Source organism: Blastococcus xanthinilyticus, from assembly GCF_008124835.1.
Lineage (GTDB): Bacteria > Actinomycetota > Actinomycetes > Mycobacteriales > Geodermatophilaceae > Blastococcus > Blastococcus xanthinilyticus.
In genome coordinates this window covers 292,459-312,230 of record NZ_VNHW01000001.1, presented here as the reverse complement: position 1 = coordinate 312,230, position 19,772 = coordinate 292,459, and the positions used below count along the sequence as shown (strand labels likewise).

Below are 19,772 nucleotides of genomic sequence, written 5' to 3'. Positions count from 1 at the left end.
ACAGCGTGTCGGTGGGCCGACCTAGGCTGGAGACATGGCCGATCCGTCCACGTACCGCCCGGCGGTCGGCTCGATCCCCGAGAGCCCGGGGGTCTACAAGTTCCGTGACCCGAACGGCCGGGTCATCTACGTGGGCAAGGCCAAGAGCCTCCGTCAGCGGCTGAACAGCTACTTCGCCGACGTGGCCGGTCTGCACCCGCGCACGCGGCAGATGGTCACGACGGCGGCGGCCGTCGAGTGGACCGTCGTCGGCACCGAGGTCGAGGCGCTGCAGCTCGAGTACAACTGGATCAAGGAGTTCGACCCGCGCTTCAACGTCCGCTACCGCGACGACAAGAGCTACCCGTCGCTGGCCGTGACGCTGAACGAGGAGTACCCCCGGCTGCAGGTGATGCGCGGGCCCAAGAAGAAGGGCGTGCGCTACTTCGGCCCCTACGCGCACGCCTGGGCGATCCGCGAGACCCTCGACACGCTCACCCGCGTCTTCCCGGCCCGCACCTGCTCCAACGGCGTCTTCAAGCGCGCCGGCCAGATCGGCCGGCCCTGCCTGCTCGGCTACATCGGCAAGTGCGCCGCCCCGTGCGTGCAGCGGGTCAGCGCCGAGGAGCACCGGCAGATCGTCGACGACTTCTGCGACTTCATGGCCGGCCGCACCGACTCGATGATCCGGCGGCTCGAGCGGGAGATGGCCGACGCCGCCCAGGCGATGGAGTACGAGAAGGCCGCCCGGCTGCGCGACGACATCGGCGCCCTCAGGCGCGCCATGGAGAAGCAGGCCGTCGTCCTGGGTGACGGCACCGACGCCGACGTCGTCGCGTTCGCGCAGGACGAGCTGGAGGCCGCCGTCCAGGTCTTCCACGTGCGCGGCGGCCGGGTGCGCGGGCAGCGCGGCTGGATCATCGACAAGGTCGAGGCGGTCAGCACCGGCGAGCTGGTGGAGCAGTTCCTGCTGCAGGTGTACGGCGGCGTCGACGAGCAGACGGGCGTGGGCGAGGCCGGCGAGGCGGTGCCGCGCGAGGTGCTGGTCCCCGAGCTCCCGGACGACGCCGACGTCTACGTCGAGCTCCTCGAGGAGCTGCGCGGTGGGCGGGTGTCCCTGCGGGTGCCCCAGCGCGGCGACAAGCGCAGCCTCATGGAGACCGTCGAGCGCAACGCCAAGGAGGCCTTCGCCCGGCACCGGGTGAAGCGCAGCAGCGACCTCACCGCCCGCTCGCTGGCGCTCTCGGAGCTGCAGGAGGCCCTGGAGCTGCCCGACGCGCCGCTGCGGATCGAGTGCATGGACATCAGCCACGTGCAGGGCACCAACGTGGTGGCGTCGATGGTGGTGTTCGAGGACGGCCTGGCGAAGAAGTCCGACTACCGCCGGTTCTCGGTCACCGAGGGCACCGACGACACCGCGGCGATGGCCGAGGTGGTCCGCCGCCGGTTCGCCCGCCATCTCAAGGACGAGGCCGACCGCAGGGACGAGCAGGGCATCGCCGCGGAGGAGGGGCGCCCGCGCCGGTTCGCCTACCCGCCGAACCTGCTGGTGGTCGACGGCGGCGCCCCCCAGGTGGCCGCGGCCGCCCGGTCGCTGGACGAGCTCGGCATCGTCGACGTCGCGGTCTGCGGGCTGGCCAAGCGCATGGAGGAGGTGTGGCTGCCGGGGGAGAGCGACCCGGTCATCCTGCCGCGCACCTCCGAGGCGCTGTACCTCCTGCAGCGGGTGCGCGACGAGGCCCACCGCTTCGCGATCACGTACCACCGGCAGAAGCGGTCCACCGGCATGCTGGTCTCCCTGCTGGACGACGTCCCGGGCCTCGGGGAGGCTCGCCGGAAGGCGCTGATGAAGCAGTTCGGATCGCTCAAGCGGCTGCGCGCGGCCACAGTGGAGGAGCTCATGGCGGTGCCCGGTATCGGCCGGAGGACGGCGGAGGCGGTGCAGATGGCGGTCGCCGAACCGGCGCAGGCACCCGACGCGGAGCCGACGGCGGCGGTGGAGAGCTCGCTGGCCCCGCAGGGGCCCGCCGAGCAGGGCGACCCGCGTCCCGGGTCCGGGGACACCGCCGAGGTCGGCCGGGTGGCCTCGTGACGGCCGGTCCCGAGGCGCCCTCGGGCGCCGGGCCGCAGGACGGACGCTCACCGGCGCTGGACCCGTCGAGCACCGAGACCCCGCCGCTGGAGGTCGTCGTGGTCACCGGCCTGTCCGGGGCGGGCAAGAACAGCGCCGGCCGGGTGCTCGAGGACCTCGGCTGGTACGTCGTCGACAACCTGCCGCCGGCCCTGCTGCTGCCCATGGTCGAGCTGGGTGCGCGGGGGGACCTGCGGCGGTTCGCCGCCGTCGTCGACGTGCGCAGCCGGGCCTTCTCCAGCGACCTGGAGGACGCCATCCGGGTCCTCTCCAGGGCCGGGCACCGCCCGCGGGTGGTCTACGTGCACGCCCGTGACGAGGTGCTGGTCCGCCGCTACGAGTCCAACCGCCGCGAGCACCCGCTGCAGGGCAGCGGCACGCTCACCGACGGGATCACCGAGGAGCGGGGGCTGCTCACCGGCATCGCCGGCGAGGCCGACCTCTGGGTGGACACCAGCGACCTCAACGTCCACCAGCTGCGGGCCACGCTGGAGAACGCGTTCGCGCGGGACGGCCGCACCCCGCCGCTCACCGCGACGGTGATGAGCTTCGGCTTCAAGTACGGCCTGCCGCTGGACGCCGACCTGGTCGTCGACGCCCGGTTCCTCCCCAACCCGCACTGGGTGCCGGGGCTCCGGGCGCACACCGGCCGCGATGCCGACGTCCGGGACTACGTGCTGGGGCAGGAGGACGCGGCCGCCTTCCTCGACCGCTACCTCGAGGTGCTCCGGCTGCTGGTCCCCGGGTACCGCCGCGAGGGCAAGCGCTACCTCACGCTGGCCGTGGGCTGCACCGGTGGCAAGCACCGCAGCGTCGCGATCGCCGAGGAGTTCGCCCGGCGGCTCGGCGACGAGGGCGTCGCCGCCGTGGCCCGGCACCGCGACCTGGGTCGCGAGTAGTGGGCGGGCTGGCGTTCCCGGGGCGGCCGCCCCGGGTGGTGGCGTTCGGTGGCGGGCACGGCCTGGCCGCGGCCCTGGCGGCGTGGCGGCGGATCACCCCCGACCTCACCGCCGTGGTGACGGTCGCCGACGACGGCGGTTCCTCCGGCCGGATCCGGCGCGAGATGCCGGTCCTCCCGCCCGGCGACCTGCGGATGGCCCTGGCCGCCCTCGCCGGTGAGGCCGAGCGGGAGCAGACCCTGGCGGCGCTCTTCCAGCACCGCTTCGGCGGCAGCGGCGTGCTCGCCGGGCATCCCGTCGGCAACCTGCTGCTCACCGGCCTGACCGAGATGCACGGTGGCGACACGGTCCGGGCGCTCGACGAGCTGGCCCGGCTGATCGGGGCGCACGGCCGGGTGCTGCCCATGGCCGACGAACCCCTGGACCTGGTGGCCCGGGTGGAGGTCGCCGATCCCGACGACCCCGACCGGGTGCGCACCATCCGCGGCCAGGTCGCCATCGCGGCGACCCCGGGGCGGGTCCGGGAGATCCGGCTGGCGCCGGCCGATCCGGTCGTGCACCCCGCGGTGCTCGAGGCGATCGCCGCGGCCGACGTGGTCTCCCTCGGGCCGGGGTCCTGGTACACCTCCGTGCTCCCGCACCTGCTCGTGCCCCGGCTGCGCGCCGCGCTGGCCGCCACGCAGGCCCGGGTCGTCGTCGTCCTCAACCTGGAGCCGCAGCCCGGAGAGACGGACGGTTTCTCCCCGGAGGAGCATCTGTCCGTGCTGCAGGCCCATCTGGACGGGGTGGCGTTGCACACGGTGATCGCGGATGCGGAGGCGGTTGTTGACCGCCGTGGTCTCCTGGAGGCTGTCCGGGAGTGCGGTGCGGAGCTGCTGCTGGCGGCTGTCGCCGAGCCGGACGGCGCGCCACGGCACGACCCCGTGCGACTGTCGAGCGCACTGGCCTCCGTGGTCGGTGTGCGGTGAGCGGGTAGGGGTGTCCGAACGGGTACCGGAGTGCACGGCCGACTGGCCGGCACGAGTGCGAAAGGGGACGGCGTACATGGCGCTGGCCCGAATGGCGGGGGCGGGATACCCCGGGGGAACGTGGGGGTGGACGGCGTGGCGATGACCGCCATGGTGAAGGACGAGCTCTCCCGGGTGGAGTGCACGAAGACCTCCGAGCGCAAGGCGGAGGTGACCGCGCTGCTGCGGTTCTCCGGCGGGCTGCACATCGTCGGTGGGCGGGTGGTCATCGAGGCCGAGCTGGACACCGGTTCGGTGGCCCGGCGGCTGCGGCGGGACATCAGCGAGGTGTACGGCTACACGAGCGGCGTCAGCGTGCTCGCGGGCGGCAACATCCGGCGCGGTGTCCGCTACCTGGTCCGCATCGCCAAGCACGGCGAGGGTCTGGCGCGGCAGACCGGCCTGGTCGACCAGCGCGGGCGTCCGGTTCGCGGGCTGCCCCCGGCGGTCGTCTCCGGGAGCATCAACGACGCCGAGGCGGCCTGGCGCGGGGCTTTCCTCGCACACGGGTCCCTGACCGAGCCCGGCCGCTCGTCCTCCCTCGAGGTCACCTGCCCCGGGCCGGAGGCCGCGATGGCCCTCGTCGGGGCCGCACGCCGGCTCGGCATCGCCGCGAAGGCGCGCGAGGTGCGCGGCGCCGACCGGGTGGTGGTGCGTGACGGTGACGCGATCAGCGCGCTGCTCACCCGGATGGGCGCCCACGACGCCGTGCTGGCCTGGGAGGAGCGGCGGATGCGCCGGGAGGTGCGCGCCACCGCCAACCGGCTCGCGAACTTCGACGACGCCAACCTGCGCCGGTCCGCGCGCGCCGCGGTGGCCGCCAGTGCGCGGGTGGAGCGGGCCCTGGAGATCCTCGGCCAGGACGCTCCCGAGCACCTGCTGGTCGCCGGCCGGCTGCGCCTGGAGTTCGGTCAGGCGTCCCTGGAGGAGCTCGGCCAGCGCGCCGACCCCCCGATGACGAAGGACGCCGTCGCCGGCCGCATAAGGCGACTGCTGGCCATGGCCGACAAGCGGGCCAAGGACCTCGGCATCCCGGACACGGAGTCCGTCGTCACCGACGACATGCTCGCCCAGTAGGAGCACCTCGCCGCCCCCGCGCCGATCGGCGTCCTGGCTCACCGTGCGGGGTCCTGGCTCACCGTGCGGGGTCCTGGCTCACCGTCGGAGGTGAGCCAGGACCCTGGACGATCAGGTGACCTGATCACCAGGGACCGGGAGCCGCGTCCCGGCGTGACCGATAGGGTCTGCACGGAGCGAGGCCGCGCGGTGCGCGCGGCAGCCAACGTGACGTTTCCCATGGGAGGTCTGCAGTGACGGTCCGGGTAGGCATCAACGGATTCGGCCGGATCGGCCGCAACTTCTGGCGGGCCGCCGCGGCCAGCGGCCAGGACATCGAGATCGTGGCGGTCAACGACCTGACCAGCAACGAGGCCCTGGCCCACCTGCTCAAGTACGACAGCATCCTGGGCGTCCTCAAGGAGGACGTGACCTCCGACGGCAACGGCATCACCATCGGCGGGAAGACCATGAAGGTCCTCTCCGAGCGCGACCCGGCCAACCTGCCGTGGGCCGACCTCGGGGTCGACGTCGTGGTCGAGTCCACCGGCTTCTTCACCAAGGCCGCGGACGCCCGCAAGCACGTCGACGCCGGTGGCGCCAAGAAGGTCATCATCTCCGCGCCCGCGACCGACGACGACATCACGATCGTCATGGGCGTCAACGACGAGCTGTACGACGGCTCGCAGACGATCATCAGCAACGCCTCCTGCACCACGAACTGCCTGGCGCCGCTGGCCAAGGTCCTCAACGACGCCTTCGGCATCGAGCGCGGGCTGATGACCACGATCCACGCCTACACCGCCGACCAGAACCTGCAGGACGGCCCGCACAAGGACCTCCGCCGCGCCCGGGCGGCCGCGCTGAACATGGTCCCGACCTCCACCGGGGCCGCGAAGGCGATCGGCCTCGTCCTGCCCGAGCTCAAGGGCAAGCTCGACGGCTACGCCATCCGCGTGCCCGTGCCCACCGGCTCGGCCACCGACCTCACCGTGCAGCTGGCCCGCGAGGCCTCCGCCGACGACATCGACGCCGCCTACCGCGAGGCCGCCGCCGGTCCGCTGGGCAGGTACCTGACCTACACCGACGCGCCGATCGTCTCCTCCGACATCGTCACCGACCCGTCGTCGTGCATCTACGACGCGAAGCTGACCAAGGTGTTCGGCCCGATGGCGAAGGTGCTCGGCTGGTACGACAACGAGTGGGGCTACTCCAACCGCCTCGTCGACCTGGTCTCCCTGGTGGGCTCGAAGCTCTGATGCGCTCCCTCGACGACCTCCTCGCCGAGGGCGTCTCGGGTCGGCGCGTGCTCCTGCGCGCCGACCTGAACGTCCCGCTGGACAAGGACCGCCTGTCCGAAGGTGGCGCTGCGATCACCGACGACGGCCGGATCCGCGCCAGCCTGCCCACGCTGCAGGCGCTGCGCGACGCCGGCGCCCGCGTCGTGGTGGCGGCCCACCTGGGCCGGCCGAAGGGCGCGCCGGACCCGCAGTTCTCCCTGGCGCCGGTCGCGGCGCGGCTGGGCGAGCTGCTGGGGACGTCGGTCCCGCTGGCCGCCGACGTCGCCGGTGCGGACGCGCAGGCGAAGGTGGCCGCTCTCAGCGACGGCGACGTGCTGCTCGTGGAGAACGTCCGCTTCGAGGCCGCCGAGACGTCGAAGGACGACGCCGCGCGCGGCGAGCTGGCCGACCGGTTCGCCGCCCTGGCCGACGTCTACGTCGACGACGCCTTCGGTGCCGTGCACCGCAAGCACGCGTCGGTGTTCGACGTGGCGCAGCGGCTGCCGCGCTACGCCGGCCGGCTGGTGGCCCGCGAGCTCGAGGTCCTCACCCGGCTGACCGCCGACCCGGCGCGGCCGTACGTGGTGGTGCTCGGCGGCTCGAAGGTCAGCGACAAGCTCGCGGTCATCGAGGCGCTGCTGCCGAAGGTCGACCGGCTGCTCGTCGGCGGCGGCATGTGCTTCACCTTCCTCGCCGCCCAGGGGCACGGGGTCGGGAAGTCGCTGCTGGAGGCCGACCAGGTCGACACCTGCCGGCGGCTGCTGGCCGAGGCCGGCGACCGGATCGTGCTGCCGGTCGACGTCGTCTGCGCTCCCGCCTTCAGCGCCGACGCCCCGACCACCACGGTCGCCGTCGACGCGATCCCCGACGACCAGCTGGGCCTGGACGTGGGGCCGCGCACGGTGGAGCTGTTCGGCGCCACCCTCGGCGACGCCCGCACGGTCTTCTGGAACGGCCCGATGGGCGTGTTCGAGATGGCGCCGTTCCAGGCCGGGACCCGGGGCGTGGCCCGGGCGGTCGCCGCGGTGGACGGCCTGTCGGTCGTCGGCGGCGGCGACTCGGCGGCCGCGGTGCGGGTGCTGGGCCTGGACGAGGACGCCTACGGCCACATCAGCACCGGTGGCGGGGCGTCCCTGGAGTACCTCGAGGGCCGCGACCTGCCCGGTCTCGCGGTGCTCGCCGATCGAGCGGGGGAGTGACGTGGCGCGCAACGACCGGTCCCGGCCGCGCGAGGGGCGCCGGCCGCTGATCGCGGGCAACTGGAAGATGAACCTGACCCACCTGGAGGCCATCGGCCTGGTCCAGAAGGTCGTCTTCTCGCTGAAGGAGGAGGAGCTCGACGCCGCCGAGGTGGTCGTCCTCCCGCCGTTCACCGCGCTGCGCAGCGTGCAGACGCTCGTCGCCGGCGACAAGCTGGCGATCGGGTACGGCGCGCAGGACCTCGCAGCGGTCGACTCGGGTGCCTACACCGGAGACGTCAGCGGCGCCATGCTCAGCGCGCTGGCCTGCGGCTACGTCACCGTGGGCCACTCCGAGCGCCGGGCCCTGCACGCGGAGGACGACACCGTCGTCGCCGCGAAGCTCGGCGCCGCCCTGCGGCACGGCATCGTGCCGATCCTGTGCGTGGGGGAGGGGCTCGACGTGCGGCGGGCGGGCACGCACGTCGCGCACTGCACCGCCCAGCTCGACGCCGCCCTCGAGGGGCTGTCCGCCGAGCAGGTGCGCGGCGCCGAGCCCGGCACCGGGATCGTGCTCGCGTACGAGCCGGTCTGGGCGATCGGCACCGGCGAGGTCGCCACACCGGACGATGCGCAGGAGGTGTGCGGGGCGCTCCGGGCGCGGCTCGCCGAGCGCTTCGACACCGAGACCGCCCAGTCCGTCCGTATTCTCTACGGCGGGTCGGTGAAGGCCGCGAACACGGCCGGGATCCTGGCCGGGGCGGACATCGACGGCGCACTGGTCGGCGGCGCGAGCCTGGACGCCGAGGAGTTCGCGCAGATCTGTCGGATCGCCGCCGGCGGCAGCTGAGGTCCTGCTGCCCGCCGCCGGCCGGACACGGGTGGGGGGCGGGCAGCGGGTGACGCCGGAGACGCTGGAGCGGCGTGCCGACCGGCTGCCGCCGTGGCTGCGTGGCTGGTCCCGCCGCCGGCTCCTCGGCTCGGCGGTCGTCGTCGTGCTGGTCCTGGTGCTCGGGGTGAGCTGCCTGGGCAGCTCCGGGGGCCGGGCCGACGTCCCGGTGCTGGCCGACGGCCCCGACGCGGGCGTGGACGGCGTCCGGTCGCCCTCGGACGAGCCCGGCGGCACGTTGCGCGTCGTCGCCCCCGAGATCGACAGCCTGGACCCGCAGCGGACCTACCTCCCCGGTGTGTGGAACCTGATGCGGCTGTACACCCGCACCCTGGTCACGTTCGCGAGCGAGCCGGGCGGCACCGGCGGGCTGGTGCCCGACCTGGCCACCGACCTCGGCACCGTGTCCGAGGACGGGCTGACCTGGACGTACACCCTCAAGGAGGGCGTCCGGTTCGAGAACGGCCGACCGATCACCGCGCAGGACGTCAAGTACGGCATCCAGCGGTCCTTCGCCTCCGACGTGATCGTCGGCGGCCCGACCTACGTCGTCGACCTCCTCGACGACCCGGCGAACCCCTATCCCGGCCCGTACTCCCGCGAGGAGGACGACCCCGACCTCACCTCGATCGAGACGCCCGACGAGCGGACGATCGTCTTCCGGCTCCGCGCGCCCCAGCCGGACTTCCCGTACGTCCTCGCGCTGCCCTCGAGCAGCCCCGTGCCGGTCGAGGCCGACACCGGCGCCGAGTACGGCCGGGACCCGGTCTCCTCGGGCCCGTACGCGATCACCTCGGTGGACCCGGTCACCGGCATCCTCCTGGAGCGCAACCCGCAGTGGGACCCGGCGACCGACGAGGTGCGCACCGCGCTGCCCGACAGCGTCGTCGTCCGGACCGGCCTGCCGGGCCTGGCCCGCGACCAGGCGCTGCTGGCCGGCTCCGCCGACCTGGACATCTCGGGCACAGGGGTGCAGCAGGCGACGACCCGGCGGCTGGCCGGGGAGGACGAGCCCCTGCGGGACCGGGTGGACGACGTGACGACGGGCGCCGTCCGGGTGCTGGCGCTGCCCACCGACGTGGCCCCGATGGACAACGCCGACTGCCGGGTCGCCGTCGCGGCGGCGGTCGACCGGGCCGGGGTCCAGGCAGCAGTGGGCGGTGAGGTCGAGGCCGTGCGCAGCCCCCAGCTGTGGCCGCAGGCGCTCGAGGGTGGCCCGGAGGGCGCGGCGGACGGCCCGGACCCGGAGGCCGCCCGCGCCGCGCTGGAACGGTGCGGCCGGCCCGACGGCTTCGCCACCGTGCTGGCGGTGCCGGACGTGGCCAGCAGCGTGGCGATCGCCGACGAGGTCGCCGGGCAGCTGGGGGAGGTCGGCATCGACGTGGAGGTCCGCCCGCTGGACCCGGCGAGCTTCTACGCCACCGATGTCGGCAACCCGACCAACGTGGCGGCGAACGGCTACGGGCTGGTGCTGGCCACCCGCACCCCGGACGTCCCGACGGCCGGGTCCTTCCTCGTGCCGCTGGTCGACGGCCGCAGCATCGCCACGGTGGGCAACACGAACTACGCGCGGCTGGACGCCCCCGAGGTCAACGCGCTGGTCGACCGGGCCCGGCTCGGCGAGGTGGAGTGGGCGGAGGTCGCCGCGGCCGCGCAGGCCACGGGGGCGTACGTCCCGCTGGCGGAGAGCCGCATCCAGCTGGTGTCGGGCCAGCGGCTGCGCAACGGCCTGGTGATGCGGCCCTACGACGGGTACGACGTCGCCACCGCCGGGGTCCGCTGACCGGTCGGGGCCCGGTCGTCGGTTAGGCTCGGTACGAGAGCTGGCGTCGGTCGCCGGTCGTCGAGCCTTGCGGAGAAGTGTCAATGGAGCTGGTCCTCAACGCGCTGCTGGTCCTCAGCAGCCTGCTCCTGATCGTGCTGATCCTGCTGCACCGCGGCAAGGGTGGCGGGCTGTCGTCGATGTTCGGCGGCGCCGCCTCCTCGTCGCTGTCCGGATCGTCGGTCGTGGAGAAGAACCTGAACCGCCTGACGGTGTTCACCGCGCTGGTCTGGACGGTGTGCATCGTCGGCCTCGGCATCCTGATCAAGATCAACGCCTGAGCCCGCCGGGCGCCGGGCAACTGGCGCGAAAACGTGACCGGAGACGAAGCTCACAGGCCCTAGACTGCCCGCACGGTGGTCGCCGCCACCGCACCCGGAGCGACGATCAGGGGGCACACGTGGCAGGTGGGAACGCGATCCGGGGCAGCCGGGTCGGTGCGGGTCCGATGGGTGAGGCCGAGCGCGGCGAGTCCGCGCCGCGGCGGCGCATCCCGTTCTGGTGCGCCAACGGGCACGAGACCCGGGTGATCCTGGCCAGCGAGGCCGACGTCCCCGAGCTGTGGGACTGTCCCCGCTGCGGTCTGCCGGCCGGGCAGGACCAGACGGCCCCACCGCCCGCCCCCCGGACCGAGCCGTACAAGACCCACCTCGCCTACGTCCGGGAGCGGCGCAGCGACGCCGACGGCGACGCGCTGCTCCAGGAGGCGCTGGACCGGCTCCGGATGCGCCGCGGCGGCTGAGCTCAGCCGGCGGCGGGCAGCGCGGACGCCGCCCCGGCGTCCAGGAGCCACCGGGTGGCCCGGCGGCCACGGACACCGGCGGCCGGGATCTCCTCGGGTGCCGCGCCGGTGAGGGCGGCGGCCACGGCGGGCGCCTTCTCTGCGCCGGCCACCACCAGCCAGACCTCCTCTGCGCTGTTGATGGCGCGCAAACCCAGGCTGACCCGGGTGGGCGGGGGCTTCGGGCAGTCCCGCACGGCGACGACCGGCCGGGGGTCCCGCACCGCGGGGGAGCCGGGGAAGATCGACGCGGTGTGGCCCTCGGGGCCCATGCCGAGCAGCAGGACGTCGAAGCGGGGCAGCTCCTGACCCTCCGGGGCGGCGGCGGCCAGCTGCCCGGCGTACCAGGCAGCGGCCTCGTCGGGACCGGGGAACTCGCCGTCCGACGGCGGCATGGCGTGCACCCGCTCGGCCGGGACGCCGACCGCGTCGAGGAGCGCGGTCCGGGCCTGCCGCTCGTTGCGCTGCTCGTCGCCGTCGGGCACGAACCGCTCGTCGCCCCACCAGACGTCCACGGCGGTCCAGTCGACGGTCTCCCGCACCGGCTCGGCGGCCAGACCGGCCATCCGCTCGAGGACGGCGATCCCGACGCCGCCGCCGGTGAGGACGACCGACGCCGTGCCGTGCACCGCCTGCGCGGCGGCCAGCCGGGCGACCAGCGCCTCGGCCACCGCGCGGGCCAGCCGGTCGGCGTCGGGCTCGATGACGACGTCGGGGGCGGGCCGGTCGCCGTCGGCGAGCTCGGCGGACACCCGGTCGCCGGGGGAGAGGCTCATGCGGTTGCTCCGTCCTGTCCGGTGGGCCGGTCGGTGTCGTCGGGGGAGCCGGCGAGCGCGACCTCGTCGGCGTCCTCGGAGTCGCCGGGCACCGTGGGGGCCGGCGTCTCCCGCCGGGCGGAGGAGGTGGCCGGGTCGAGCCACACGAACTCGCGCACGGCGGGACGGTCGTGGATGTCGTGCACGCCCGTCGCCGCCTCGAGCGCCTCGCTGTAGGGCTCGTCCGGGTCCAGCCGGCGCAGTTCCTCGCTGAGCAGGTCACCCAGCGGTCGCTCCGGCAGGGCGACCGTGGCGTCGGGCCGATTGGGCTGGGAGATGACGGCCCCGCCGCGGCGGTCGGCGCGGATCTCCACGCGCTCGTCCTGGTCCAGCTCCAGCTCGACCGCCGCCACGCCGCTGGGGCCGGGGTGCTGCGGCCCGGCGGTCACGTCGATCCGGCAGCCGCTGCGGGAGGAGAGCCAGCCGGAGAGCAGGCGGGCCGTGGCGTTGCCCGGGTCGCCCTGGATGGCGCCGCCCAGGATCCGCACGGCGTCCCCGCGCCGGCCGGAGACGGAGTCGAGGGTGGAGGCGAGCGCGGTCCGCCACGCCGTGCTGCGGGTCCAGGCGAGGTCGGAGTCGCCGGGGGCGTAGTCCTCCGCCCGGGTGCTCAGCGCGGCGAGCGGGTCCGCGGCCAGCGAGCTGTCGGTGATCCGCCGGTCGGCGAGCACCCCGAGCGCGTCGGTGGCCAGCCGGTCGGGAGCGGCCTCGTGCCACCAGGTGACGACCGGCGCGTCCGCGGCGAGCAGCGGCAGCACCACCGACTCCGCGTGCAGGGCCAGGCGCCCGTACATGCGCATCACGACCGCCTCGCCCGGCCCGAGGCGTCCGCCGATCTGCACCTCGGCGTCGAGCCGGGGGGCGGGGGCGTCGATCTGCCGGCGCACCACGATCAGCACCCGGCACGGGTGCATCTCGGCGGCGTGGGTGGCCGCCTCCTCGGCCTCGGTCACCCGGCTCTCGTCGGCGACGACGACGACGGTCAGCGCGACCCCCGAGAGGACCGCGCCTCCCGTGCGCCGCTGGGCGGCCAGCTCCTTGACCACCGCCGAACCGGTGGTGTCCCACAGGGTGGTCACGGTGTTCCTTCCGATCGGGGGGCGGACGAGCGCGGGGTGGTCACGGTCGCCGCCACCTGCGGCCCTCGGCCGCGAGCATCTCGTCGGCGGCCCGGGGGCCCCACTCGCCGGCGCGGTAGGGGTGCGGCTTCGTGCCGGCCCAGAACTCCTCGAGCGGGTCGATGACCGCCCAGGAGGCCTCCACCTCGGCGTTGCGCGGGAACAGGGTGGCGTCCCCGAGCAGGACGTCGAGCAGCAGCCGCTCGTAGGCCTCGGGGCTGCTCTCGGTGAACTGCTCGCCGTACAGGAAGTCCATGGAGACGTCCCGGACCTCCATGACGCTGCCCGGCACCTTCGACCCGAACTTCAGGGTGACCCCTTCGTCGGGCTGCACGCGGACCACCAGCTGGTTGTTGCCCAGCTCCTCGGTGTCGGTGTCGGCGAAGGGCAGGTGCGGCGCCCGCTTGAACACCAGGGCGATCTCGGTGACCCGCCGGGGCAGCCGCTTGCCGGTCCGGAGGTAGAACGGCACGCCCGCCCAGCGGCGGGTCTCCACGCCCAGCCGGACGGCGGCGTAGGTCTCGGTCGTCGAGTCGGGATCGACGCCGTCCTCCTCGCGGTAGCCCTTGGCCCGCTGGCCGGCCAGCCAGCCGGGCTGGTACTGCCCGCGGACGGCGAAGGTGGCCAGGTCCTCGGGCAGCGAGACGGCGCGCAGCACCTTGAGCTTCTCGGTGCGGATCTCCTCGGCGGAGAACTCGACCGGCTCCTCCATCGCGGTCAGCGCCAGGAGCTGCAGCAGGTGGTTCTGCAGGACGTCGCGGGCGGCGCCGGTCTTCTCGTAGAAGCCGGCCCGGCCGCCGATGCCGACGTCCTCGGCCATGGTGATCTGCACGGACTCGACGTTGTGGCCGTTCCAGATCGGCTCGAACAGCGTGTTGGCGAACCGCAGCGCCATAAGGTTCTGGACGGTCTCCTTGCCCAGGTAGTGGTCGATCCGGAAGACGTCGTCGGCGGTGAACACCGAGTCGACCAGCTCGTTGAGCTCGCGGCTGGAGGCGAGGTCCTCTCCGAAGGGCTTCTCGACGACCACCCGGCGCCACCGCCCCGGGGTGCTCTCGGCCATCCCGGTGCGCTGCATCTGCTTGAGGACGACGGGGAACATCGCCGGCGGGATGGAGAGGTAGAAGGCGGCGTTGCCCCCGATCCCGTGGCTGCCCTCGAGCTCGGCCAGCGCCCCGGCGAGCTCGTCGAAGGCGTTGTCGTCGTCGAAGGAGCCCTGGACGAAGTGGACGCTGGCCGCCAGCCGCTCCCAGACCTCCTCCCGCCACGGCGTCCGGGCGTTCTGCCGGGCGGCGTCGCGGGCGAGCTCGGCGAACTCGGTGTCGCCCCAGTCGCGGCGGGCGAAGCCGAGGAGCGCGAAGTTCGTCGGCAGCAGCCCGCGGTTGGCCAGGTCGTAGACGGCGGGCAGGAGCTTCTTGCGCGCGAGGTCGCCGGTGATGCCGAAGACCACCAGGGCGCAGGGCTCCGGCACCCGTGGGAGGCGCCGGTCCCGCGGGTCGCGCAGGGGGTTGGGGATCATCTCGGGCCGCGCAGAGCGGATGAGGCCGTCCTGGGCCGCGCCAGCGGGGAGAAAGTCATCGTCCGTCCTCGTCGTGGGGTGGAGCGGCCGCCCGGCACACCGGCCGGGCGGCGGGCGGTCAGCGGAGGATGGTGAGCAGCTGACCGATGCCGGCCGCCCGGTCGGTCAGGTGCAGGTGCAGCAGGGGGCGGTCCCGGTCGGCGAGCGCCTTGCGGTCGCCCGCGGCCTGGGCGGCCTGCAACGTGCCGAAGGTGTAGGGCTGGTCGGGCACCGGCAGGTCCGGCCCGTACGCCCCGGTCACCTGGAGGAAGACGCCGACCTGCGGACCGCCCTTGTGGTACTGGCCGGTCGAGTGCAGGAAGCGCGGTCCCCAGCCGAACGTCACGGCGTGCTCGATCCGGCGGGCGAGCGCGGCGCGCAGCTCGCCCGCGCGGGCGTCGCGGACGCGGTCGAGGTAGGCCATGACCGCCAGGTACCCGCGGGTCGGGACGGCGGCGAGCAGGGCGTCCATGGCGAGGGAGAGCCCGTCGTGCGAGGACAGGTCCACGCCGTCGAGCAGGCCGCGGGTGGCCCGGATCTCCACCGCTCCGATGGTGGCCATCGGCTGCTCGTCGGGCAGCCCGGCGCCGAGGATCGCCTGGGTGTTCTCCTTGCTCTCGGTCACGTTCGGCTGGTCGAACGGGTTGATCCCGAGGATCCGCCCGGCCACCGCGGTGGCGTACTCCCAGCCGAGGAACTGCGCGCCGAGCGGACCCGTGACGCCGATCGAGGGGCCCGGGGCCGGGGCCTGCGCACCGACGAGGGCGAGCAGCACATCCGGCGCCGATCCGCCGGGTGCCTCCGGCGACTCCAGCACGACCGGCAGGATGCCCCGGCCCTCCTTGCCGGTCGACTCCGCGATCAGCTGCTCGGCCCAGTCGCCGAAGCCCTGGACCGGGGTCTCGCCGGCCTCGGCGAGGGCGAGCTTGTCCCGGCCGGTGCGGAAGGCCGCGCCGAGGGCGATGCCCAGCTCCATCGCGGCGCTGCCCGGGTCGGCGAGCCGCTCGGCCAGCTCCTCCGCGTCGTCGACCAGGGCGGCGACGTCGGCGCCGGCGAGCGCCGAGGGCACCAGCCCGAAGGCCGACAGGGCGCTGTAGCGGCCGCCGACCGTCGGGTCGGCGAGGAAGACCGCGCGGGCGCCCATGGCGGCGGCGGTCTCGGCCAGGGGCGACCCGGGATCGGTCACGACGACGAACCGGGAGCCGATCGCCTGCTCGTCCAGCCCCGCCTCGGCGAAGGCGGCGAGGAAGGCGCGCCGCTGGCTGTCGGTCTCCACCGTGCCGCCGGACTTGGAGCTGATCACCACGACGGTGCGCGCCAGGTCGGTCAGGGCGTCGGCCACCTGGCCCGGATCGGTGGTGTCGAGGACGACCAGGGGGACCCCGGCGGTCCGGCAGATCACCTCCGGCGCGAGCGACGAGCCGCCCATGCCGCAGAGCACCACCCGGTCCAGCCCCTCGGCGACCAGCTCCGAGCGCAGCTGGGCCAGCTGGGTCACCAGCGACCGGGAGCTGGCCGGCAGGTCGAGCCAGCCCAGCCGGATCGCCGCCTCGTTCTCGGCGTCCGGGCCCCACAGGGTGGCGTCCTTGCGGACCAGCCGCGCCGCGACGTCGTCCTGCCGGAGCTGGGCCGCTACGGGCTCGGGGACCTCCAGCCCGGTGCTGGTGAGCCCAAGGCTCATGCCTTGTCCTCCAGCTCGGAGCGCACCGAGTCGGTCAGCTCGTCCCAGGAGTCGACGAACTTCTGCACCCCCTCGGTCTCGAGGACGCGGAAGACGTCATCGAGGTCGACGCCGGCGTCGGCGACGGCCTTCATGACGGCCGCGGCGTCGTCGTAGGACTTCTGGATCGGGGTGCCGGGCCGGCCGTGGTCGGCGTAGGCCATGAGCGTCTTCTCCGGCATGGTGTTGACCGTGCCGGGCGCGATCAGCTCGCTGATGTACAGCGTGTCGGAGTACTCCGGGTTCTTGACGCCCGTCGAGGCCCACAGCGGCCGCTGCCGCCGGGCGCCCTTGGCCTCCAGGGCCTGCCAGCGGTCGGAGGAGAAGACCTCCTCGTAGGCCTGGTAGGCCAGCTGCGCGTTGGCGACGCCCGCCTTGCCCTTGAGCGAGGCGTCGGCGCCCGCGGCGTCGAGGCGCTTGTCGATCTCGCTGTCGACCCGGGAGACGAAGAACGAGGCCACCGACTCCAGGTTCGACAGGTCGGCCTCCGGGTCGTCGGCCAGCCGCTGCTCCAGGCCGGAGAGGTAGGCGTCCATGACGGCGCGGTACCGCTCGAGGCTGAAGATGAGGGTGACGTTGACGCTGATCCCGCGGGCGATCGACGTGGTGATCGCCGACAGCCCGGCCTCGGTGGCGGGGATCTTGATGTAGAGGTTCGGCCGGTCGACCAGCCACCACAGGTGCGCGGCCTCCGCGGCCGTGGCGTCGGTGTCGTTCGCCAGCCCCGGCGCCACCTCGAGGGAGACCCGGCCGTCGCCGGGCTGCCGCTCGGCCACCGGCCGCAGCAGGTCGCAGGCGTCGCGGACGTCGGCGGCGGTGACCGTCCGCAGACCCTCCTCGACGCTCACCTCGCGCACCGCGAGGGCGTGCAGCTGGTCGTCGTAGGAGTCCGAGCCGCTGATCGCCGCGGCGAAGATGGTCGGGTTGGTGGTGACGCCGACGACGGAGTGCTCGTCGACCAGCGACTGCAGGTTGCCGCTGCGGATGCGGTCACGCGAGAGGTCGTCGAGCCAGACGGCGACCCCCGCGGACGACAGCTCGGCCAGGTTCTCGTTCTGTGCCATGACAGTGCCTTTCTGTGGACGGGAGGCGTCGGTGCTCAGCGGTCGCCGGTCGCCTGGGGGAGCCCGCCGGTGGCGGCGACCGGACCGGCGGGGACGGCGGTGCCGGAGTGCGCCGCCTCGAGGCTCTCGCGTGCGGCGGTGACGACCGCCTCGTCGGTCAGGCCGAACTCCTCGTAGAGGACGGAGTAGGACGCGCTGGCGCCGTAGTGGGTGAGCCCGACGATCCGGCCGGCGTCGCCCACGAACTCGCGCCAGCCCATCGGCACGCCGGCCTCCACGCTCACGCGGGCGCGGACGGTCGGCGGCAGCACGGCGTCCTTGTAGGCCTGGTCCTGGTCGGCGAACCACTCGACGCAGGGCACCGACACGACCCGGGTCGGGACGCCGTCGGCCTCCAGCCGCTCGCGGGCCGCCATCGCGATCTGCACCTCGGAGCCGGTGCCCAGCAGGATCAGCTCCGGGGTGCCGGTCGAGGCCTCGGCGAGGACGTAGGCGCCGCGGGCCGTGCCCTCGGCGGAGCCGAACTCGTCGCGGTCGAAGACCGGCAGGTTCTGCCGGGACAGCGCCAGGCCGGCCGGCCGGTCGTTGTTCTCCAGGATGGTCCGCCAGGCCACGACGACCTCGTTGGCGTCGGCCGGGCGGACGAAGTCCAGCCCGGGGATCGCCCGGAGCGCGGCGAAGTGCTCGATCGGCTGGTGCGTCGGGCCGTCCTCGCCCAGGCCGATCGAGTCGTGCGTCCAAACGTAGGCCACCGGCAGCTGCATCAGCGCCGCGAGGCGGACCGCGCCGCGCATGTAGTCGGAGAAGGTGAGGAACGTGCCGCCGTAGACGCGGGTGCCGCCGTGCAGCGCGATGCCGTTCATGATCGCGCCCATGGCGTGCTCGCGGACGCCGAAGTGCAGGGTGCGCCCGTAGGGGCCGCCGCTCCACATCTTGGTCTGGCGGTCCGCCGGCAGGAACGACGGCTCACCCTCCACGGCGGTGTTGTTGCTCTCCGCGAGGTCGGCCGAACCGCCCCACAGCTCCGGGAGCGCCGGGTACAGGGCGGCCAGCACCTTGCCCGACGCCTTGCGGGTGGCGACACCCTTCTCGTCGGCGGGGAAGGTGGGCAGGCCGTCGGCCCAGCCCTCGGGCAGCCGGCGCTCGCGCATGCGGGCCAGGAGCGCCGCACCCTCGGGGTTCGCCCGCTCCCAGGCGGCGAACCGCTCCTCCCACTCCGCGCGGTCGGCGCGGCCCTTGTCCACGACCGAGCGGGCGTGGGCGAGCACGTCGTCGTCGACCTGGAAGGTGCGCTCGGGGTCGAAGCCGAGGATCTCCTTGGTGGCGCGCACCTCGTCGTCGCCGAGCGCCGAGCCGTGGGACGCGCCGGTGTTCTGCTTCGTCGGGGCCGGCCAGGCGATGACCGTCCGCAGCACGATCAGGGACGGCCGGGTGGTCTCGGCCTTCGCGGCGGCGAACGCGGCGTCGACCGCGGCGAGGTCCTCGCCGTCGTCGACGTGCTGCACGTGCCAGCCGTAGGCCTCGTAGCGCTTGCCGACGTCCTCGGTGAAGGCGACCGTCGTGTCGTCCTCGATGGAGATCTTGTTGTCGTCGTAGACCAGCGTCAGGTTGCCGAGCTTCTGCGTGCCGGCCAGGGACGAGGCCTCGCCGCTGACGCCCTCCTCCATGTCCCCGTCGGAGGCGAAGCACCAGATGGCGTGGTCGAAGAGGCTCTCGCCCTCGGGGGCGTCCGGGTCGAGCAGGCCGCGCTCGCGGCGGGCGGCCATCGCCATGCCGACCGCGTTGCCGACGCCCTGGCCGAGCGGGCCGGTCGTCGTCTCCACGCCGGGGGTGTGGTTGACCTCGGGGTGCCCCGGCGTCTTCGAGCCCCAGGTGCGCAGCGCCTTGAGGTCGTCGAGCTCCAGGCCGTAGCCGGAGAGGAACAGCTGCACGTACAGCGTGAGGCTGGAGTGCCCCATCGAGAGGACGAAGCGGTCGCGTGCGACCCAGTTCGGCTGGGTCGGGTCGTGCCGCAGCCACTTGTGGAACAGCAGGTAGGCGGTCGGCGCCATGCTCATGGCCGTGCCCGGGTGGCCGTTGCCGACCTTCTGGACGGCGTCCATCGCCAGCACGCGCGCGGTGTCGATGGCGCGGCGGTCGAGGTCGCCGAAGTCCTCCGGCAGGGTCGGCCGCGGCTGCGACGGGTTTCCGGTCGGCGCGTCGGTCGCGGCCTCGGCCGGGGCCTCGGGTCCGGTGCTTCGCGTGTCCATCTGGTCGGTTCTCCCTCGAGTAGGCCTGACGTCGTGCCCGGGCGGAGCGGCCGGCCGCCGGCGGGGCGGTCGGGGGCTGCCTGCGGCGTCCCCGGACCCCCTGCGGACGGGGACGCGACGGCGTCGTCGGCGTCGGCCCTACCCGCTGCACCACCGGCAGCAACGTGATCAACCCTAGTCATCCGAGGTCATGGCGTGCGGCTGCCTCCGGACGGGCCGGGGCTACAGT

16 protein-coding genes are annotated in these 19,772 nt (G+C 74.1%); 10 read left to right on the top strand and 6 right to left on the bottom strand.

Annotated features, from left to right (window positions below; translation table 11 throughout):
- Positions 1-34 precede the first annotated feature (34 nt).
- From uvrC to BD833_RS01430, 10 genes are all read left to right on the top strand, one after another.
- Complete coding sequence (gene uvrC / locus BD833_RS01475) at positions 35-2,071, top strand: excinuclease ABC subunit UvrC (protein WP_166531339.1); 2,037 nt, start codon at positions 35-37, stop codon at positions 2,069-2,071.
- Positions 2,068-3,009: an RNase adapter RapZ gene (gene rapZ, locus BD833_RS01470; RefSeq protein WP_166531338.1), complete on the top strand. Its 942-nt coding sequence runs from the start codon at positions 2,068-2,070 to the stop codon at positions 3,007-3,009. Before uvrC ends, rapZ begins: the two co-directional genes overlap by 4 nt.
- Complete coding sequence (locus BD833_RS01465; protein ID WP_208092276.1) at positions 3,009-3,977, top strand: gluconeogenesis factor YvcK family protein; 969 nt, start codon at positions 3,009-3,011, stop codon at positions 3,975-3,977. Before rapZ ends, BD833_RS01465 begins: the two co-directional genes overlap by 1 nt.
- Positions 3,978-4,118: 141 nt before the next feature.
- Positions 4,119-5,093 (top strand): DNA-binding protein WhiA, encoded by a 975-nt coding sequence (gene whiA / locus BD833_RS01460; RefSeq protein WP_481748691.1) that lies wholly within the window; start codon positions 4,119-4,121, stop codon positions 5,091-5,093.
- A gap of 233 nt (positions 5,094-5,326) precedes the next feature.
- Positions 5,327-6,331 carry a type I glyceraldehyde-3-phosphate dehydrogenase gene (gene gap / locus BD833_RS01455; protein ID WP_166531336.1) on the top strand — a complete coding sequence of 335 codons (1,005 nt, stop codon included), beginning with the start codon at positions 5,327-5,329 and terminating at the stop codon, positions 6,329-6,331.
- Complete coding sequence (locus BD833_RS01450) at positions 6,331-7,551, top strand: phosphoglycerate kinase (RefSeq protein ID WP_166531335.1); 1,221 nt, start codon at positions 6,331-6,333, stop codon at positions 7,549-7,551. Before gap ends, BD833_RS01450 begins: the two co-directional genes overlap by 1 nt.
- A 1-nt stretch (position 7,552) precedes the next feature.
- Positions 7,553-8,380: a triose-phosphate isomerase gene (gene tpiA, locus BD833_RS01445; protein ID WP_243737378.1), complete on the top strand. Its 828-nt coding sequence runs from the start codon at positions 7,553-7,555 to the stop codon at positions 8,378-8,380.
- A gap of 49 nt (positions 8,381-8,429) precedes the next feature.
- Positions 8,430-10,202 carry an ABC transporter substrate-binding protein gene (locus BD833_RS01440; RefSeq protein ID WP_166531334.1) on the top strand — a complete coding sequence of 591 codons (1,773 nt, stop codon included), beginning with the start codon at positions 8,430-8,432 and terminating at the stop codon, positions 10,200-10,202.
- Between the two features lie 83 nt (positions 10,203-10,285).
- Complete coding sequence (secG, locus tag BD833_RS01435; RefSeq protein WP_166531333.1) at positions 10,286-10,522, top strand: preprotein translocase subunit SecG; 237 nt, start codon at positions 10,286-10,288, stop codon at positions 10,520-10,522.
- A 119-nt stretch (positions 10,523-10,641) separates the two neighbouring features.
- Positions 10,642-10,983 carry an RNA polymerase-binding protein RbpA gene (locus tag BD833_RS01430; RefSeq protein ID WP_166531332.1) on the top strand — a complete coding sequence of 114 codons (342 nt, stop codon included), beginning with the start codon at positions 10,642-10,644 and terminating at the stop codon, positions 10,981-10,983.
- 2 nt (positions 10,984-10,985) lie between these two features.
- On the opposite strand, the gene pgl is transcribed toward BD833_RS01430, so the two are convergent.
- From pgl to tkt, 6 genes are all read right to left on the bottom strand, one after another.
- Positions 10,986-11,798 (bottom strand): 6-phosphogluconolactonase, encoded by an 813-nt coding sequence (pgl, locus tag BD833_RS01425; RefSeq protein WP_166531331.1) that lies wholly within the window; start codon positions 11,796-11,798, stop codon positions 10,986-10,988.
- Positions 11,795-12,913, bottom strand: coding sequence for a glucose-6-phosphate dehydrogenase assembly protein OpcA (locus BD833_RS01420; protein WP_166531330.1), 1,119 nt, complete (start codon positions 12,911-12,913; stop codon positions 11,795-11,797). The genes pgl and BD833_RS01420 overlap by 4 nt, the downstream gene beginning before the upstream one ends.
- A gap of 40 nt (positions 12,914-12,953) precedes the next feature.
- Positions 12,954-14,471, bottom strand: coding sequence for a glucose-6-phosphate dehydrogenase (gene zwf, locus BD833_RS01415; RefSeq protein ID WP_166531329.1), 1,518 nt, complete (start codon positions 14,469-14,471; stop codon positions 12,954-12,956).
- 118 nt (positions 14,472-14,589) lie between these two features.
- On the bottom strand, positions 14,590-16,191 hold the full coding sequence (locus BD833_RS01410; protein ID WP_166531328.1) for a glucose-6-phosphate isomerase: 1,602 nt from the start codon (positions 16,189-16,191) through the stop codon (positions 14,590-14,592).
- Positions 16,188-17,294 (bottom strand): transaldolase, encoded by a 1,107-nt coding sequence (tal, locus tag BD833_RS01405; RefSeq protein ID WP_166531327.1) that lies wholly within the window; start codon positions 17,292-17,294, stop codon positions 16,188-16,190. Before tal ends, BD833_RS01410 begins: the two co-directional genes overlap by 4 nt.
- A 35-nt stretch (positions 17,295-17,329) precedes the next feature.
- On the bottom strand, positions 17,330-19,543 hold the full coding sequence (gene tkt, locus BD833_RS01400) for a transketolase (protein WP_166531326.1): 2,214 nt from the start codon (positions 19,541-19,543) through the stop codon (positions 17,330-17,332).
- Positions 19,544-19,772: the final 229 nt, after the last annotated feature.